Below are 17,083 nucleotides of genomic sequence, written 5' to 3'. Positions count from 1 at the left end.
GACTGAGCAATGAATCATCAACGGGCCGATCTACCGCTATGCGCCTTCGCCCGCCGCAATAAGATGCCTTCCCTGACCAGTGCGGTTTCGAAGTCCGGGAAATCGCGAGCAGACCCGCCGGCCCTCGCCCAAAGCGCCTGCAATCGCGCTGCCGCGAAGCGGCTCTCGCATTCCCCCTCCGGCAGAAAACCCAGCGCCTCGGCGGCATCTACAGCGAGATCGGATAGAGCCGGTGCCGCCTTGGCCCAGACTCCGCGCAGTTCGCGCAAGAAGATATTGACCGTCGTGGGTCCGATACCCTTCGCCAGAGCGATCAACCTTCGTTCGAGATCCTCCGCGGATTCCGCTTTCGCATGCAGCCTGTTGAGACTTCCCTGATAGTCGTCCAGCAAGGACCGCGACAGGTTTAGGAGCTTGGTGGCGGTCTTAAAGTCATAACGGGTATACCCGCCCGTATCCAATACCGCCACCAATCCGTTCCAGCCGCATTCGATAATGGCTTCGGGAGTCGTCAGCTTCCTCTCCGCGAAAGCCCGGTAAGTGCGCGCCGCCAGCCGTTCGGAAATGCGCGCTCCGAACAAAACGGCCGCAAGAAGCCATCTGAAAAGTTCGCCGTCATCCAGCCCGGCGACATCGATACCCAGTTCGGCGGAAAAGCGGCCGCGGCGAGCGGCAACCAAATCGGCGGGCGACAAATGCTCGGTTTCCGTTTGAGCCAATTCGGTCATGCCTCACCACCTCAGGATGCGCCATTTGCACAATCCAGCAGCGCCAGATACAAGCCTCGGACGACCGCTGCAAAGGACTCGTAATGAAGCCTATCCGGCCGGTCGCCGGCAGTGTGATACCAGGGATTTCGATAAAAGGCCGTGTCCGTCACCATGATCGCCGAATAGCCCTGCCTCCAGAAGGAAAAGTGGTCGCTGAGCGCAACGCCGGGCACGAAGAACGGAGCCGCGAGATGCTCGATCGGAAATTCCGAATTCCGGCGAAATGCACGCACGAGGCGTAGCAAACTGCTCCGAGAATGTCGGTTGGACACGAAGGCGATGAAATTGGCGCGGTCGGGATAAACGTACTTGAGCAGCACCGGATATCGCTGACTATTGGGTGTATCGTAATAGCATCCCAGCATCTCGAGCGAAACCATGAAGCGGATCCGATCGCCCCGCTCCTTGGCGGCTTTGGCGTAAATGAGGCTGCCCATATGGCGTCCCGCGAAAAACGGCGCTTCCTCGTTCACGAAGGCCACAAAGCGGACGGTCTTTTCCGGCTCGGAGCTCATGAACAAGCGCGACAGCTCCAGCAGCGCCGCGACGCCGCTGGCGTTGTCGTCCGCACCGGGACTTCCGAATACGGTGTCGTAATGGGCTCCGATCAAGACGATATCGAGCGGATAACGGGTTCCATGCCGCTCTGCCTCAAGATTGGCGCATTCGATCCCTTTCACCGTATAGGCGAGCCGGTTTACCGGATAACCCTGGGCTTCCCATTGCCCCGCGATGTAGCGCTCGGCGGCATGCAAGGCCTCCGGCAGCATCAGGTTTCGCTCGCCTATTTGATCGGCCAAAGTGTAAACGTGCATTTTCAATGCATCGGCCACCTTTTCCATCGCTTGCCGGTCCCTCATAAGGGTGTCTTATAACGGGTCCACGGGGCTCTTACGACACGAAAACCTGAAATCAGGCTTCCCTTATCTTCCAACGAATAAGGGCGTCACTTCCCCCGGCTGCATCGGCCGTTGCCGTTTGCGGCACCTTGTGGAGAAGGACATGTCGCTCGGGAGCTTCTCCAATTCGATTGAAGAGAATTCAAAAAAGTTGCGCACAAAAAAGGCCGCTCGAAGCGGCCTTTTTCGTCTGATTCAAATGCACTTACGGACGGTTATCAATCGCCCCTTCCTTCTCCGGCAACAGAAGATCCGCGCGGCTGATCCCCAACCGATAGGCCAATGCGCTGGCGACGTAGATGGACGAATAGGTCCCCACCACGATGCCGACGATCAGGGCCAGAGCGAAGTTCCGAAGCACTTCTCCACCCCATATGGCCATCGAAATACAGGCCAGTAAGGTTAGGAAGGAGGTCATCAGGGTACGGCTCAGCGTTTCGTTGATGGACAGGTTGATGACGTCCAAAACCTCGCCGCGCCTGATTTTCCGGAAGTTTTCGCGAATTCTGTCGAATACCACAATGGTGTCGTTGAGCGAATAGCCCAAGATGGCTAGGACGGCGGCCAGTACGCTCAGATCGAAGTCCAACTGCAGAATGGAAAACACGCCCAGGATTACGGTGATATCATGCATGGTGGCCAGAATCGCACCGAACGAAAAGCGATATTCGAAACGCCACGCGACATAGACCAGAATCCCGAGTATCGCCAATAGCAAGGCGACCACGGCGCTTTCGGCGAGGTCTTCGCCCACCTGGGGTCCGACGAATTCGATGCGATGGAGTTCGGCTTGAACCTCCGGATTCTTGCGGAGCGCCTCCATGACTCGCGTCCTCAGATCGGTGCTCGTGATTTCCGCTTGCGGGGCGAGACGGATCAGAACCTCCTTGGACGTTCCGAAATGTTGCACTATCGGATTGGCGAAACCGGCTTCTTTCAGCTGCTGACGCACCTCCTCGAGATTCGCCGGTTCCTGATAACCGACTTCGACAATGGTGCCGCCGGTAAAATCGATGGCGAAGTTCAAGCCTTGCCAGCCAAGTGCGATGATCGACGCGAGGCTGACCACGGCGGACAGGACAACCGCAGGCACGCGCCAGCGCATGAAGTCGATTGCGTAGCCGCGAGTATTAGTATCGGACACTGATCAAATCTCCTGAATTCTTTGTATCGGACTCAGATCCACAGTTTGGCGACTCGCCGCTGGCCGTAGACGAAATTGACCAGCATCCGCGTACACATCACCGCGGTGAACATCGACGTCAAAATCCCGATCGTCAAGGTCACGGCGAACCCCTTCACGGGACCAGAGCCGATACTGAACAACATGATCGCCGCAAGAAGCGTCGTGATATTGGAGTCGAAAATGGTGCCGAACGCGCGCTCGAATCCGGCATAAATGCTGGACTGAATGGAATTGCCGTTACGCAGCTCCTCCTTGATGCGCTCGTAAATGAGCACGTTGGCGTCTACGGCCATACCTATGGTCAGGGTGATGCCTGCGATACCCGGCAAGGTCAATGTCGCTTGGAGCAACGACAGAATCGACAAAATCAAAGCGACATTAAAGAGCAAGGTGATATTGGCGATGATCCCGAACACCTTGTAATAGAGGATCATCACAGCAGCAATCAGGGCAAAACCGATGATGAACGAACGGGTACCCTGCTCGATATTTTCCTTACCCAAGCTGGGGCCGACGGTTCGTTCCTCGACGATGTCCACCGGCGCGGCCAAAGCTCCTGCACGCAGCAGCAAGGCCAGATTGCGCGCCTCTTCGGTACTATCCAGACCGGTAATTTGGAAGCGCTTGCTGAAGCGGTCCCGAATGGTCGCGACGTTGATGACCTCCTCGACCTTTTTCTTGGTGGCCACCTTCCGGCCTTCCACTTCTCTGGTTTCCGTCTTGGTTTCGATATAGACGACCGCCATCGGCTTGCCGATGTTCTCGCGCGTAACATCGGCCATTTTGCGCGCGCCTATGCCGTTCAGTGTCACGAACACGGCCGGAGAACCCGACTGAGAATCGAGCCCGGAGGAAGCATCCACGATCTGATCGCCGGTCACGATGATCTTACGCTGCAGCAAGATGGGCCTGCCGCTTCGATCCTGGTAGAGCCTGGCGCCCAACGGCGTCTTGCCCTCTTCCAGGCCTTGGGCGCTGTGCTCGGTATCCACCAAGCGAAACTCCAGCGTCGCGGTGGCCCCCAGAATCTCCTTGGCGCGGGCGGTATCCTGGACGCCGGGGAGCTGTACCACGATGCGGTCTTCGCCCTGCTGCTGAATCACCGGCTCGGCGACGCCAAGTTCGTTAATGCGATTACGCAAGGTCGTGATGTTTTGCGCCACAGCCAGACGACGGATCTCCCGGCGTTCGGGTTCCGACAATCTGGCGCGCATCACGGTGCCGTCCTCGCCGAGCTCCAAACCGCGAAGTTCTCGCTGCATGACATCCCTGGCCTGGGCCAGCGTTTGGCCGTCCGGGAACTTCACTTCGATGGTCTGGTTACTTCTATCGACGGAGAGATAACGGATTTTGCTTTCGCGCAAAAGTGAACGAATGTCTTCCGCATAACGCTCTTCAGCCTGGCGGACGGCCGCGTCCATATCCACCTGCATCAAAAAGTGCACGCCGCCCCGAAGGTCCAATCCCAGATACATGGGTTGGGCGCTGATCGCTCTGAGCCAATCCGGAGTCGACGGCGCGAGGTTGAGTGCTACCGTATAGTTATTTCCCAGCGATCCGGTGAGCAAATCGGCCGCTTTGAGCTGGGTCTCGGTTTCGGTAAAACGCACCAGAAGCCGCTTCTCAGACAATTCCAACGACTTCGGTTGCATCCCGGCGTCGGTCAGCAGTTTTTCGACTTGAACACGAGTAGCTTCGTCCAGCTTAGCGCTCCGCAAAGGCGAAAGCTGAACGGACGGATCCTCGCCGAAAAAATTGGGCAGCGAGTAAATCGTCGCCAACACCAATACGGCGATAATCAGAAGGTTTTTCCACAGTGGAAAGCGGTTTCGCATGATAGCTGCCTATGAGGCGTGATGCTCGGTATAGTGCATCCGCCGTTGAATTAACTTGCTTAGCCGTTTTATTTTTCGGCCTTTTTCTTAGCCTTGTAGGTACCCTTCGGCATCAGTGATGCTATGGCATGGCGCTGAACGTATACGTAGGTGTTATCAGCCACTTCCAACTGAACGAAGTTATCGTCCAAATCCGCTACTCTACCCAGCAGCCCGCCATTGGTCACGACTTCGCTCCCTTTGGTCAGCGACTGGATCATTCTTTTTTGCTCTTTCGCCCGTCTTTGCTGCGGGAGAACAAATAAGAAAAAGAAAATCAGCAATATAGCCAGCGGTAGAATAAGACCAGCCAACCCCGGCTCTTGCTGGGCCGGCGCGGCTTGAGCAAATGCGTCGGAAATGAAGAAACTCATATTTGGTCCTTGCTTATCTTTCTTTTAAAACGCGGCATTATTACACAAAACCTCGCCTTTTCCTCGTTGCTCATAAAACCGGGCAACGAATTCACTCAGCCTGTTGTCCTCGATCGCTTGCCTGAGGCCGGCCATAAGCTCCTGGTAATAGTAAAGATTGTGTATGGTATTCAACCGAGACCCTAGAATTTCGCCGCATTTGTCCAAATGGCGGAGATAGGACCGGCTGAAATTTCGGCAGGTGTAGCAACGGCATTCGTCATCCAGCGGGCGGGTATCGTTCTGATAGCAACTGTTGCGGATGCGGATTGCGCCATGACGCGTGAACAGATGACCGTTGCGGGCATTACGTGTCGGCAGAACGCAGTCGAACATATCGATGCCGAGCCGCACCGCCTCGACGATGTCCTCTGGAGTACCGACTCCCATCAAGTAACGGGGTCTATCGGATGGCATGTTCGGCAACAGCGAATTCAAAATGCGCGCCCGGTCTTCCTTGGGTTCGCCCACGGAAAGACCGCCGATGGCATACCCGTCGAATCCGATATTCTTCAAGCCCTCTACCGACTCGAACCGGAGTTCTTCGTAGACGCCGCCTTGAACGATACCGAACAAAGCCGACGGATTACCCTCATGCGCATCTTTGCTCCGTTCGGCCCAGCGGAGCGAAAGACGCATGGAATCGGCGGCTTGCTCGTAACTAGCGGGATAAGGAGTACACTCGTCGAAGATCATCACGATATCCGAACCCAAGTCCCGCTGAACCGCCATCGATTCCTCGGGGCCCAAAAACGTGACGCTGCCATCCACCGGCGAGCGAAACCGGACGCCGGCCTCGGTAATCTTGCGCATAGCACCTAAGCTGAACACCTGAAATCCACCGGAGTCGGTCAGGATCGGGCGATCCCAATGCATGAAATCATGCAGATCGCCGTGGCGGCGGATGACGTCGGTACCAGGGCGGAGCATCAGGTGAAAGGTATTTCCCAGCACGATCTCTGCGCCAAGCTCCTTGAGCTCTTCAGGCGTCATTGCCTTGACGGTGCCGTAGGTGCCGACGGGCATGAATGCCGGAGTCCGCACGTTTCCGCGCGAAAAGATAAGCTCGCCCCGTCGGGCCCTGCCGTCAGTGCTGCTTACGATAAACTCCATCGGATTTTTAGATGTGCAAAAACAAAAGAGGCCTGACTATCTGAAATAGGCAGGCCATCTCGAATCGACGTAATTGGTGCCGATGGTCGGACTTGAACCGACACGACTTGCGTCACCACCCCCTCAAGATGGCGTGTCTACCAATTCCACCACATCGGCTAAACATGGTCTAACAAGGTTGGCTATTTCTCTTGCTCTGCCGGCGGAAGCGTATCGGCGCTATCGGGCAAATCGGCCTTGTCAGTTGCTGGCGGCTCTTCCACTACCGGAGGAAGATCGCGTTGAGACGGGTCCAAACCAGGACCATCAATGATATCAACTTGTTTATTATCCTGTTTATCTGCCAAGTACGCAAGACTCAAACTGGTCACAAAAAACAGTGTAGCCAGCACCGCGGTCGTGCGAGACAAAAACGAAGCTGCGCCCCGTGCACCGAACAGGCTATTAGACGCTCCACCGCCAAAGCCCGCTCCGGCATCGGCGCCCCGGCCTTGCTGAAGAAGCACCAATCCGATGACCGCCAAGGCGACCACGACATGAATAATTGTCAATGCCTGATACATAAAAACTTCACCTAAACCGAATGGCATATCGAGAGAAAGGACTCGGCATCCAAGGACGCTTCGCCAATTAATCCACCGTCCACGTCGGGCATACCGAACAAGGTACGGGCATTTTCGGGCTTTACACTACCGCCATATAGAATCCGGACTGAAGCCGATACTTCGGGTTCCCGCTCCGAAATCTTTCGCCGCAAATATTCGTGTATCTCTTGCACTTGCTCGACTGTCGCGGTTCGCCCGGTCCCGACAGCCCAGACGGGTTCGTAAGCGATCACCGCATTTGCCAGCGATTCAACGCCAGCCATATCAAACACCGCCTCCAACTGCTCGTCTATGACAGTAAATGTATTACCCTGTTCACGCTGCTCCAGAGTCTCACCCACGCATAAGATTGGCGTAAGACCGTGATCGAGCGCTTTTTTATAACGCGCAGCCACCAGTTGATTGGACTCTCCGTACCGCAGTCGCCGCTCCGAATGCCCGACGATAGCCAGGTCACACCCGAACTCACGCAACATGGGCGCGGAGATTTCACCCGTATAGGCGCCTTCGTCCTCATCCGCTACATTTTGCGCGCCAAGCAAAATCGCTTTGTTTTCCAACAGTTCGGCTGCCTCGGGTATGAATACATAAGGCGCACATACACCGACCTCTGCCGGAGCGGTTTCCGAAATGCCGGAAAGAATGTTCGTCAGCAATGTTTTTTTACTTTCTCGAGTGCCGTTCATCTTCCAGTTTCCGACGACCAGAGGACGACGAACCATTGAGCGCTCCTTGTTGTAAAACCGTAGAAGCTTAATGACTCAGAGCCTGTTTTTCAAGCTGAAAGGATCTATATTCGGTCTGCGTGCCTGCGCTTATCAAAAAGTTATAAGAATATTCTAGAGTCTTACTCAACATTCTCGGTCTATTGGATTAAGCTCCCACAACTTTTTACAACCAGCCCAGAATTTCGCTCATAGAAAATTGCTATTCACTGGATGAGACTCTCTGGTGGTTCAGTAAACCGAAAGCCTCAGGTAACATCCCCCGATATTGCCCAATGGACATGGGCAAGAGACGTTTCGCTATTTTTCTAAAGCCTTTTAGCGCGACATTACAGCTTTTTACCCCAACGCTTAATCTTTATGCTCGAAAAATGCGATTGGATGGAGCCGAGGCATGATCAAACTTGTTGAGCTACGATATTTCGCCTGCCTGCCTATACTTCACCGCCTAATCTGAGCGATCGTGCATCTGCATTTCCATAGCAGAGGTAGTCGTGCATGAACTGCGTTCAAGCGGAAAACGCCCCTCCCGAATGACGAAAGCTATTCTTTCTCTATTTGGCGAATTTGATTGCCGATGCTGAACCTGAGCCGACGCGCACGGGCGCATTCGCTAGTGCCCGCTCCCGCTCGAACACACCAGTTGCCTACCGGCAGCACACCGATAGCCTTTGGCCGTCTCATCTATGAAGGAAGGATCACGCACGAATTAGCGCAACCCGTATCGGAAGGTGTCCTAAACAAAGCACATGCTCTTTTCGCGTCGGCGACGGAGAAAATCTATGAATTCGGCAACCCTAGCCCCATCTCAATCGCGAGAACAAAAAAGTTTGGTGATCGCCGCGCTGGGCATCGTATTCGGCGATATCGGTACCAGCCCGCTTTATACACTTAAAGAGTGCTTCGGCGGCATTCTGGCGCTAGAACCAACGCCGGCAAATGTCCTCGGCATCTTGTCGCTTATTTTCTGGGCCATTCTGATCGTCATATCGTTGAAGTACGTCATCTTCATCATGCGAGCGGATAACAAAGGCGAAGGCGGTATCATGGCCCTGATATCCCTTGTCCAGCAGAAGGCGGAAATAAGTACCCGCTTCCGATTTTTACTGATCGGGCTCGGATTGATAGGCGCATCGCTATTTTACGGCGATGGGATGATCACGCCGGCCATCTCGGTCTTGAGTGCAGTCGAAGGACTCAAAGTCCTTCAGCCGGAGCTTCATTCCTATGTGGTTCCGATTTCTCTTGCAGTCCTAATAGGGCTTTTCACTTTTCAACGAAAAGGGACCGCGGGCGTCGGTGCGCTATTCGGGCCGATTATGGCAATTTGGTTCTGTAGTCTCGCAGTTTTTGGCACGCTCAGTTTGATAAAAAGTCCAGCCGTTTTAGCTGCCGTGAATCCGGTACATGCCTTTCACTTCTTTGCAGCGCATGGCTGGCCTTCCGTTTTGATCTTGGGAGCGGTGGTGCTGGCCGTTACCGGCGGCGAAGCATTGTATGCGGATATGGGACATTTCGGCCGCGAACCGATTCGCAAGGCATGGTTTCTGTTCGTCCTTCCGTCACTGATGCTGAACTACTTCGGCCAGGGGGCTCTTCTCATCCAAAATCCGTCGGCGGTTCAAAATCCGTTCTATTTCCTTGTTCCTGGCGGGGCGCTGGTTTTCATGATCGGCCTAGCTACGATAGCCACAATTGTCGCTTCCCAAGCGGTAATTTCTGGAACCTTTTCCCTTACGTCTCAAGCGATTCAGTTGGGCTTCTGCCCTAGGCTCGGCATTCAATACACCTCTGAAGAGGAAAAGGGTCAGATCTACATTCCTTGGATCAACTGGGCATTGATGGTCGCTATCATCGGATTGGTTCTAGGGTTTCAGTCTTCATCCAACTTAGCGGCCGCTTACGGCATCGCCGTCACCGGCACGATGGCCATCGATACGATTTTGGCTTTCGTCGTGGTGTACAGCTTATGGAAGTGGAATCCGATCATTAGCGGCATGCTGGCTTTTGGATTCCTTACCGTCGACTTGGCCTTCTTGGTCGCTAATGCAGCGAAAATTTTTGAAGGCGGATGGTTCCCGTTAGTCATCGGGCTTATCGCCTTTACGCTCCTGACGACATGGAAACGCGGCCGCGATCTTCTCCGGGAGAGCCTACGCGAAGACTCGGTACAAGTTGATCAATTCTTAGCCGAAATCGTCAATAATCCTCCGTTGCGCGTCGCCGGCACGGCCGTATTCATGACGAGCAGCCGCGAAGGCATTCCACCCGCGTTGCTGCATAACCTAAAACACAACAAGGTACTGCACGAGACTGTCGTGCTTATGACTGTCACTACCGAAAACGTTCCCCGCGTAGCTCCCGAAAAACGCCGCGAAATCCGCCGCCTCGGCGCAGGCTTTTTTAGAATCAATCTACATTATGGATTCATGGAAGCGGCCAATATCCCACGAGTCCTTAAATCAAGCAGTCGAGATTTTGACATTGATATCTCGGATACGACCTTTTTCCTCAGCCGCGAAACCATTATTCCCAGCACGGTTCCGAAAATGCCGCTTTGGCGCCTGAAGCTGTTCATCGGCATGTCCCGCAATACGAGCAGTGCTGTAAGTTTTTTCCGGATTCCGCCCGATCGCGTCGTTGAACTGGGCGTACAACGCATGCTGTAATTGAGTTTTAAGCATTTTTACTTAAGGAAGTTTATGGACATTCCCCTTTATTTGAAGGCAATCGTGCTTGGTATTTTGGAGGGAGCCACCGAGTTTCTTCCGATCTCCAGTACCGGTCATTTAATCATTGCCAATGATCTATTGTCTTTCACCGGGGAACGGGCGAAAACGTTCGACATATTTATTCAGCTTGGGGCGATTTGTGCCATCGTTTGGCATTACCGGCAGCGCATTACTCGCGTGTCCGGGTCGCTATTCTCGGATCCAGCCGCATTCCGTTTCGCGCTTAATGTCTTGATCGGGTTTCTGCCGGCAGCTCTACTCGGTCTTTTTCTTCACAAAACCATCAAGACTCAGCTCTTCAACCCGATTACCGTAGCCGGGGCGCTGATACTCGGCGGCCTCGTGATTCTGTTGATCGAAAGCCGGCGCCGGACTCATCATGTCGAGCACGTCGACGAGTTGACCTGGCATGTGGCGCTCAAAGTGGGCTTAGCTCAAAGCCTTGCCTTGTTTCCGGGCGTATCTCGAGCGGGCGCGACGATCATGGGTGGGTTGCTGAGCGGCATGTCACGGTCAGTTGCGACGGAGTTCTCGTTCTTTCTCGCTATTCCGACGATGTTCGCCGCCACTTTCTACGACCTGTACAAGAATCTCGATATCATGAGACCTGAAGACCTGGAGATGTTGGCAGCCGGTTTCGTTGCGGCTTTTTTCAGCGCTTGGCTGGTTATTCGAGCGTTGCTGGCATTCGTCGCCCGACACAGTTTCAAAGCGTTTGCCTGGTATCGAATACTGTTCGGCTCATTGGTATTGGTCTATTTTCTGTCGACGACCGGACTCACTGTTTCGCTCTGATTCAACGATTTCATTGCCCGGTTTCCAGCCAGATGCACCCCGAATTTCCATTGTCCCCGGACTTAATCTATTTGAATCATGCGGCCGTGGCACCTTGGCCTTTGCGGACGGCCCTGGCGGTAAGCCAGTTCGCAGAGGAAAACGCCCGATACGGTGCGTCCCGTTACTTGGAATGGGTGAAACAAGAAGATTTATTGCGGGAACAGTTAAGGGACTTGCTCAATGCGCCGTCCACGGACGATATCGCTTTAGTCAAGAACACTTCCGAGGCGATCTCGCTCGTGGCTTTTGGACTCGACTGGCAACCCGGCGACAATATCGTCTCCAGCAACGAGGAGTTCCCGTCAAATCGAATTCCGTGGCAAGCACTAAGCGATCGAGGAGTGGAGCTCAAAGAGGCAGATCTAAATGCCGCTCGCACGCCTGAAGATGCCTTGTTTGAGCTAGCCGACGAACACACAAAGCTTATCACCGTCAGTTCTGTTCAATACGCTTCGGGGTTACGCCTCGATATGGACAAAATCGGCCGGTTCTGCCGCGACCAAGGGATTTTATTTTGCATTGACGCCATTCAAAGCTTAGGGGCATTGCGTTTCGACGTACAAAGGTGCCACGCAGATTTTGTCATGGCTGATGGTCATAAGTGGATGTTCGGACCGGAAGGGCTAGGTGTTTTTTATACCTCGCCGCGTGCGAGAGGCTTGCTGGGTCTAATGCAATACGGCTGGCACATGGTTGAGAACGCTGGGGATTACGATAACCGGTCTTGGCTTCCGGCACGGAACGCCCGTCGCTTCGAATGCGGCAGCCCCAATATGCTGGGAATACATGCGCTGTCCGCCAGCCTCTCGCTGATATCGGAAACCGGCATAGAAAGAATTGAAACCTTACTGTTGGAGCGAACCGCTTACTTGGTCGAAACGATCATGAATCACCCGGCACTGGAACTCCTCTCATCCAGCGTTTCCGAACGTCGTTCAGGCATCGTGCTGTTCCGCCACCGATCTCTGGAAAACCAACGGCTTTATCAGCACCTGAATCAAAATAGCGTTGTCTGTGCATTGCGGGGCGGCGGCATCCGTTTCTCGCCCCATTTCTATACGCCCCTAGATGCGCTCGAACGAGCGGTCGATATCGTGCTACGCGCTTAGGCTCGAGCTCCTGGAAACAACCGATAGAAGTTGTCCGAGCTGAGCTCTGCAACGCGCTCGATAGAAATTCCTTTCAGTTCTGCGACACACTGCGCCACGTGTCTTACATAAAAAGGATAATTCGGTTTTCCACGAAACGGGATCGGAGCAAGGTATGGCGAATCCGTTTCGATCAAGAAACGATCTTCCGGAATCATTCTGGCGACCTCTTGTATCGATTGAGCGTTCCGGAAAGTGACGATCCCCGAGAATGAGATAAAAAACCCCAGATCCAGGACCTGCCGCGCCGTCTCCCAATCCTCGGTAAAACAATGGAACACACCACTGACTTGATCTGCCCCCTCTTCCTTCAGCACCTTGATTGTGTCGTCCTTGGCTTCACGCGAGTGAATAATTAACGGCTTACCAACGATTTTGGCGGCTCGGATGTGTTGCCGGAACCGCTCACGCTGCCAGTCCAGGCTGCCCGAACTCCGGTAGTAGTCCAAACCGGTCTCACCGATAGCGACCACCTTGTCATTTTCCGCGAGGACGACAAGCTCTTCGACACTCGGCTCTCTTGAAACCTGCTCGTTAGGATGGACACCAACCGATACTGAGACATCGTCGTATCCATCCACCAAACGGCGCATTTCGGAGTAGCTGTCAAGATCGATGGATACACACAGCATGTGTTCGATCTGCTGCGCTCGCGCTTCTCTCATAAACGAAGCGAATTCACCCTCAAAAGGCGTTAAATCCAGGCGATCAAGATGGCAATGAGAATCTATGAACATAAGGGAAATACTGCGCCCTCTTAAGAAATGGACGAACGTCAACCAAGTTAGCTATCTCTGTTCTCTAGACAGCGCATGTTTGGTCTAGATCCGAGTCTATCTGATACCTGATCAATAGAAAAAAGCCCTCCTTCAGAGAAGGAGGGCTTTTCAGTGCCGACCGTCGGTCGTAAAGCCTTGAGGACGCCGGGACCCGGCGCCCCCTTGGTCTTACATGAAGGACGGGATCAGCGGAGCGTCGATCTGGGTGACCTGACGGCCGCCCGCATCGTCAAAGAAGAACAACAGACCGGCAAAGCGGCTGTCCGGATCGTAGATGATGTCGGACAAACGATAGACTTCCCACGCCGCATCGCTGGCGGTAACGTCAATCGTCCGCGTCTCACCCGGCTGCAGCGGGCTGTTGTCGCTCACTTCAAGCCCATCGTCCGCCAACAGGTCTTCCGGATAACCGGTGGTGTCGCGGTAGACATCGCTGTCCAGGAAACGCACCGACGCGGTGTAGAACTCACCCAACCGCACCGGCTTGTTGCCGTTGTTGGTGACGGTGAGCTTCATGCGCATCGCACGGCCCGGTACCCGGTAGGTGGCGTCGGCAACCTTCACCGAAATCGTCGACTTCGGCATTTCGATCGGCTGAATGCCTCTCATGGTGCCGGCCTGCAACGGAATGGTGATCGGGTATTTGCTGTTGGCGCTCGACATCGCGAAGATCACGATCAGGATCGTCGCCGCGGCAAAGCCCATCGCCACTTTCTTGTCACCCGCCGAGACCAGCTCGTCCGCACGGCCCGCTTCCACCATCAGGTAGCGCGGCAAGAAGGCCGGACGACGGACCCAGTACACGATCCAGGCGACGCCAATGGCGTACCAGAAGAAGTGCCAGAAGTAGGTGTTGCCTTCGTTGTAGGTCTCCAGATCCACGGTCTGACCGGTCAGGGTGGTCACCGGGTTCTTGAATTCGCTCATGGAGCCTTCGATCGTGATCCACTTGCCGGGGCCGATGATCGGACCACCGCCTTCGACGTTCATCATGGTGTGCACGTGCCAGTCACCCGGACGGCGCGCTTTCAACACAACTTTGAACTCGTAGGTCTTGCCGATCTCCAAGCGCACCGAACGCGGCACCAACTGGCCACCGATGTACGATTCTTTGCGGATGAAGACCGGACCCGGAATACCGATGTTCAAGAACGCGGTATCGGGCTCGGCGACCGTTTCCGGCCAGCCTTCGAACACGTGGAATTTACCGGTGATTTCGACGGTGTCGTTGACCTTCACCTTCTCTTTCGACCAGTTCAGATCGTACCAGTGGATGGTACGCATACGCATGAACGCCGCCTGCGATTTCTCACCGTGGGCCGAGGCGCTCGGCGCGTAGAAGCTGGTCGCGGCAAACGTGGCCAGCAAACCGACCATGGACCACTTGGCGATCCTGTCTTTGAGTAGTTTCATAGGTTCTTCCTCTCTCGAGTCTATTCTGTTGTACCCGCCTCTCAAGCCCCCGTGTCAGGGCGCTTCAAAGGCTGGGTGCGTTTTGCTTGTACGTCCGATTCCGGTCCCGATTAGGTCTGCTTCAAGAACCGAATGGTCGAGAACCAACGGCCCACAAAGTGCCACATGAAGTAGATCAGGATCGACATGAACGCCGAGAAGAAAGCCGATACCGGCGCTACGTCCTTACCGAAGGTACGCAGGGTGCCTTTTTCAACCATGCGGATGTACTCGGGGGTACCGGTACGGACATAGTTGTAACCCTGAATGTCGGCAATCGACATCAGCATGCCGTTGTATTCCACCGGCACGTGCAGCGGCGCAATCATCGGCCAGTTGCCCGGATAGAACACCAGACCCCACGCCATACCGCCCACGATCGCCGTGAACAGGTAGCTGCCCGAAAGCATCAGGAAGGTGTCGAGCAAAATCGCACCCGGAACCAGAACCGCCGGGAATACGAAGTTGATGGGGAAGTAGGTCCAGCCCCAGAAGTTGAAGTAGCGGTTGACCCATTCACCAAACAGCAACGCCAACACCGCGATGGTCGCGCCCCAGGGGTTGCGGAACTTTTCCCAGGCCCACGCTTGGATCGCCGCCGGGAAGGTCACCAACACGATCGGGGTCACCGTGACCCACAGACGACGGTCTTTCCAGTCCGACCAGAAGTCCCAGTCACCCATGGTCAACATGGCGTGAATGTGATACGAACCACACACTACAAAGAAGAAAATGAAGATCCCCAGGTAGTCAATGGTCCTGGAGACTTGCACTGCTTCGGCATGAGACCGAACCGCAGATTGAAGTGCGCTCATGAGTTACCTCCAAAAGTTCATTTATTGTCGTTTTAGATGACCGCCCGCCGGGCGGTCATCGTCACGTCCAGTGCCGGTCGCAGCGGCCGCGCCGATCGATAGTAGCTACCGTCGCCGCTCCGCCGCAACCCGTCCAAACTTATTTCGCGATCAGACCTTGATCCACCGCTTCACAGATTTCCTTGCCGATCAAGTTCGAGAAGCTAGCAAAGATCTGCAGCAACACGCCCATGATGGCCAATGCCAGCCAGCCGAAGATCACGAAGCCGTAGTGCAAGGGCGCTACGAACAACTCTTCCATAAACCAGAAGGTGTGACCCCATTCGTTCAAGCCAACGTTCGGCAGAATCATGAACGGACCGGTCCACAGAATCAGGTACGCCAGCGACAAGCCTTTCGACGTCGAAAAGTGCGGCAGGCGGGTATGCGCATACAGGAACGCGCCACCACCCGTGATGATGTAGATCGGATAGCTCAGGTAGAACTCGATGATGTGCGACGGCGTGAAGTCGGTGTCGCGAACAATCGTCTGGTGCCAGGTGCCGTCCTGCTCGGTGAAGTAGCTCGCACCCCAGTAAATGGCCCATGCATACGCAAACAGCCAAATCAGGTGCGTCATGTTCCGGCGCAGTTCTTCCCGCGGAGCCAGTGCCGCCAGGTTGCGGTCACGGGTCTTCCACAGGTAGCCCCACAGAACCGAGGCGGTGACCACTTCCAGTACGATTTCGGTGTACAGGAAGTTCATCCAGTACGTCTCGAATTCCGGTGCGAACGAATCCAGACCGGCGGACCAGCCGTAGACCCCTTCATACCACCGAACCCACATATAAAAGACCGTGTACAGCATGAACGCAAAGGTCAGCCACTTCATGTCCAAAAGCGGCTTGTCTTGCGCTGCTACGCCACCAACTGTTGTTGCAGCCATAGTTTTACCTCCAAAGTTAGTACTCATTCGCGGTGCGTCGCCGCCCCGCTACCTCGTCGTGCATCCTTGTCTTCTTCATTCTTGCCCCTGGCCCAAGGGCCCCTGCGACAAAATGCCCCACTCCTAGGGTGCGTTGCAGTCTATCACTCATTCATGCCTTGTCAAGGAACAGTCTATCTATGAAAGAATACATATTTACATCGCTAAAAAGCGTCGTTTATAAGCGCAACCTATTGTTTTAATTGGTGACTTAAAAAACCTTTCCAAAGACTTGTCACTCGACGCTTTCAAGGCGCTCGACTGATTCGAACGTGCCCAAGCAGAGGCAACCGCTCATTGCAAACAAACGGACCGGACGATAGTCAGCAGTTCTAGCGGACATCGCATCAGAGCCCAATGCTCAAAATGCTCAATAGGCAACATGATTCTCAAATGTGCCTCGGCGATGTACGCTAACTTGATGCCCTCTCCGCGAAATAGGCCAGATATGCGACTGACCCGAATTCTGCAAGTGTCTGCATACGCCGGTGCGCTCGCACTTTCGATTCCGCAAGCTGCATTCAGCGACAATTTTGAGCGCCCGGGCTTCGCCCGAATCGCCCTCGCTTGCACCGGTTGCCATGGCGCATCGGGCCAAGGTATGGGCTCGATTCCGGCGATTAGCGGCATCCCCGAATCCGAATTCATCCGCACAATGCAGGAATTTAAGACGGGTTACCGCTCAGCCACGGTGATGGACCGCATTGCAAGGGGATATCAATATCAAGATTTCCTAGAGTTAGCCCGGTTCTTCAAAAATCATCGCTAGGA

16 protein-coding genes and 1 tRNA gene are annotated in these 17,083 nt (G+C 54.6%); 4 read left to right on the top strand and 13 right to left on the bottom strand.

The window, feature by feature from the left end:
- Positions 1-17: 17 nt before the first annotated feature.
- From ACWJJK_RS07610 to tpiA, 9 genes are all read right to left on the bottom strand, one after another.
- The gene (locus ACWJJK_RS07610; RefSeq protein WP_086132782.1) at positions 18-728 is read right to left on the bottom strand and encodes an HhH-GDP family DNA glycosylase; all 711 of its coding nucleotides are present in this window, start codon (positions 726-728) and stop codon (positions 18-20) included.
- Between the two features lie 11 nt (positions 729-739).
- Complete coding sequence (locus ACWJJK_RS07605) at positions 740-1,630, bottom strand: M28 family peptidase (protein ID WP_434113307.1); 891 nt, start codon at positions 1,628-1,630, stop codon at positions 740-742.
- A 244-nt stretch (positions 1,631-1,874) separates the two neighbouring features.
- On the bottom strand, positions 1,875-2,813 hold the full coding sequence (secF, locus tag ACWJJK_RS07600; RefSeq protein WP_347258161.1) for a protein translocase subunit SecF: 939 nt from the start codon (positions 2,811-2,813) through the stop codon (positions 1,875-1,877).
- Between the two features lie 32 nt (positions 2,814-2,845).
- Positions 2,846-4,690: a protein translocase subunit SecD gene (secD, locus tag ACWJJK_RS07595; protein ID WP_086132783.1), complete on the bottom strand. Its 1,845-nt coding sequence runs from the start codon at positions 4,688-4,690 to the stop codon at positions 2,846-2,848.
- A gap of 68 nt (positions 4,691-4,758) precedes the next feature.
- Positions 4,759-5,103: a preprotein translocase subunit YajC gene (yajC, locus tag ACWJJK_RS07590; protein ID WP_077732205.1), complete on the bottom strand. Its 345-nt coding sequence runs from the start codon at positions 5,101-5,103 to the stop codon at positions 4,759-4,761.
- A gap of 24 nt (positions 5,104-5,127) precedes the next feature.
- The gene (gene tgt, locus ACWJJK_RS07585; protein WP_133719027.1) at positions 5,128-6,255 is read right to left on the bottom strand and encodes a tRNA guanosine(34) transglycosylase Tgt; all 1,128 of its coding nucleotides are present in this window, start codon (positions 6,253-6,255) and stop codon (positions 5,128-5,130) included.
- A gap of 74 nt (positions 6,256-6,329) precedes the next feature.
- Positions 6,330-6,414, bottom strand: a tRNA-Leu gene (locus tag ACWJJK_RS07580).
- A gap of 23 nt (positions 6,415-6,437) precedes the next feature.
- Positions 6,438-6,818, bottom strand: coding sequence for a preprotein translocase subunit SecG (gene secG / locus ACWJJK_RS07575; RefSeq protein ID WP_077732246.1), 381 nt, complete (start codon positions 6,816-6,818; stop codon positions 6,438-6,440).
- Between the two features lie 11 nt (positions 6,819-6,829).
- Positions 6,830-7,582: a triose-phosphate isomerase gene (tpiA, locus tag ACWJJK_RS07570; protein ID WP_077732203.1), complete on the bottom strand. Its 753-nt coding sequence runs from the start codon at positions 7,580-7,582 to the stop codon at positions 6,830-6,832.
- A 785-nt stretch (positions 7,583-8,367) separates the two neighbouring features.
- Here tpiA and ACWJJK_RS07565 point away from each other — a divergent pair.
- From ACWJJK_RS07565 to ACWJJK_RS07555, 3 genes are read left to right on the top strand one after another with little or no spacing between them, the layout of a single operon-like run.
- Complete coding sequence (locus ACWJJK_RS07565; protein WP_077732202.1) at positions 8,368-10,254, top strand: potassium transporter Kup; 1,887 nt, start codon at positions 8,368-8,370, stop codon at positions 10,252-10,254.
- 33 nt (positions 10,255-10,287) lie between these two features.
- Entirely contained in the window at positions 10,288-11,112 is an 825-nt protein-coding gene (locus ACWJJK_RS07560; RefSeq protein WP_077732201.1) for an undecaprenyl-diphosphate phosphatase, read from the top strand.
- A gap of 32 nt (positions 11,113-11,144) precedes the next feature.
- Complete coding sequence (locus ACWJJK_RS07555; protein ID WP_454129035.1) at positions 11,145-12,263, top strand: aminotransferase class V-fold PLP-dependent enzyme; 1,119 nt, start codon at positions 11,145-11,147, stop codon at positions 12,261-12,263.
- Here ACWJJK_RS07555 and ACWJJK_RS07550 read toward each other — a convergent pair.
- The 4 genes from ACWJJK_RS07550 to amoC all read right to left on the bottom strand — a co-directional run bounded on the left by ACWJJK_RS07550 (position 12,260) and on the right by amoC (position 16,273).
- Positions 12,260-13,039, bottom strand: a complete 780-nt coding sequence (locus tag ACWJJK_RS07550) for a TatD family hydrolase (protein ID WP_347258160.1) — start codon at positions 13,037-13,039, stop codon at positions 12,260-12,262. The two genes, ACWJJK_RS07555 and ACWJJK_RS07550, sit on opposite strands and share 4 nt — an antisense overlap.
- A gap of 210 nt (positions 13,040-13,249) precedes the next feature.
- A complete protein-coding gene (amoB, locus tag ACWJJK_RS07545; RefSeq protein WP_086132855.1) occupies positions 13,250-14,494 on the bottom strand; it encodes a bacterial ammonia monooxygenase, subunit AmoB in 1,245 nt (414 codons plus the stop codon).
- 110 nt (positions 14,495-14,604) lie between these two features.
- On the bottom strand, positions 14,605-15,348 hold the full coding sequence (gene amoA / locus ACWJJK_RS07540) for a bacterial ammonia monooxygenase, subunit AmoA (RefSeq protein ID WP_086132856.1): 744 nt from the start codon (positions 15,346-15,348) through the stop codon (positions 14,605-14,607).
- A 139-nt stretch (positions 15,349-15,487) separates the two neighbouring features.
- Positions 15,488-16,273, bottom strand: a complete 786-nt coding sequence (gene amoC, locus ACWJJK_RS07535) for a bacterial ammonia monooxygenase, subunit AmoC (protein WP_454128824.1) — start codon at positions 16,271-16,273, stop codon at positions 15,488-15,490.
- Positions 16,274-16,760: 487 nt separating this feature from the next.
- Between amoC and ACWJJK_RS07530 the strand changes: the two genes are divergently transcribed.
- Positions 16,761-17,081, top strand: a complete 321-nt coding sequence (locus tag ACWJJK_RS07530) for a c-type cytochrome (RefSeq protein ID WP_454128823.1) — start codon at positions 16,761-16,763, stop codon at positions 17,079-17,081.
- Positions 17,082-17,083 lie beyond the last annotated feature (2 nt).

This window comes from Methylocaldum gracile, assembly GCF_053646815.1.
This window is presented reverse-complemented; position numbering and strand designations above follow the sequence as displayed.

What these genes read in the sequence shown, in the direction of transcription:
- ACWJJK_RS07610 (WP_086132782.1), bottom strand. Translation starts at nt 728, where the DNA reads ATGACCGAATTGGCTCAAACGGAAACCGAGCATTTGTCGCCCGCCGAT.
- ACWJJK_RS07605 (WP_434113307.1), bottom strand. Translation starts at nt 1,630, where the DNA reads ATGAGGGACCGGCAAGCGATGGAAAAGGTGGCCGATGCATTGAAAATG.
- secD (WP_086132783.1), bottom strand. Translation starts at nt 4,690, where the DNA reads ATGCGAAACCGCTTTCCACTGTGGAAAAACCTTCTGATTATCGCCGTA.
- yajC (WP_077732205.1), bottom strand. Translation starts at nt 5,103, where the DNA reads ATGAGTTTCTTCATTTCCGACGCATTTGCTCAAGCCGCGCCGGCCCAG.
- tgt (WP_133719027.1), bottom strand. Translation starts at nt 6,255, where the DNA reads ATGGAGTTTATCGTAAGCAGCACTGACGGCAGGGCCCGACGGGGCGAG.
- secG (WP_077732246.1), bottom strand. Translation starts at nt 6,818, where the DNA reads ATGTATCAGGCATTGACAATTATTCATGTCGTGGTCGCCTTGGCGGTC.
- tpiA (WP_077732203.1), bottom strand. Translation starts at nt 7,582, where the DNA reads ATGGTTCGTCGTCCTCTGGTCGTCGGAAACTGGAAGATGAACGGCACT.
- ACWJJK_RS07565 (WP_077732202.1), top strand. Translation starts at nt 8,368, where the DNA reads ATGAATTCGGCAACCCTAGCCCCATCTCAATCGCGAGAACAAAAAAGT.
- ACWJJK_RS07560 (WP_077732201.1), top strand. Translation starts at nt 10,288, where the DNA reads ATGGACATTCCCCTTTATTTGAAGGCAATCGTGCTTGGTATTTTGGAG.
- ACWJJK_RS07555 (WP_454129035.1), top strand. Translation starts at nt 11,145, where the DNA reads ATGCACCCCGAATTTCCATTGTCCCCGGACTTAATCTATTTGAATCAT.
- ACWJJK_RS07550 (WP_347258160.1), bottom strand. Translation starts at nt 13,039, where the DNA reads ATGTTCATAGATTCTCATTGCCATCTTGATCGCCTGGATTTAACGCCT.
- amoB (WP_086132855.1), bottom strand. Translation starts at nt 14,494, where the DNA reads ATGAAACTACTCAAAGACAGGATCGCCAAGTGGTCCATGGTCGGTTTG.
- amoA (WP_086132856.1), bottom strand. Translation starts at nt 15,348, where the DNA reads ATGAGCGCACTTCAATCTGCGGTTCGGTCTCATGCCGAAGCAGTGCAA.
- amoC (WP_454128824.1), bottom strand. Translation starts at nt 16,273, where the DNA reads ATGGCTGCAACAACAGTTGGTGGCGTAGCAGCGCAAGACAAGCCGCTT.
- ACWJJK_RS07530 (WP_454128823.1), top strand. Translation starts at nt 16,761, where the DNA reads ATGCGACTGACCCGAATTCTGCAAGTGTCTGCATACGCCGGTGCGCTC.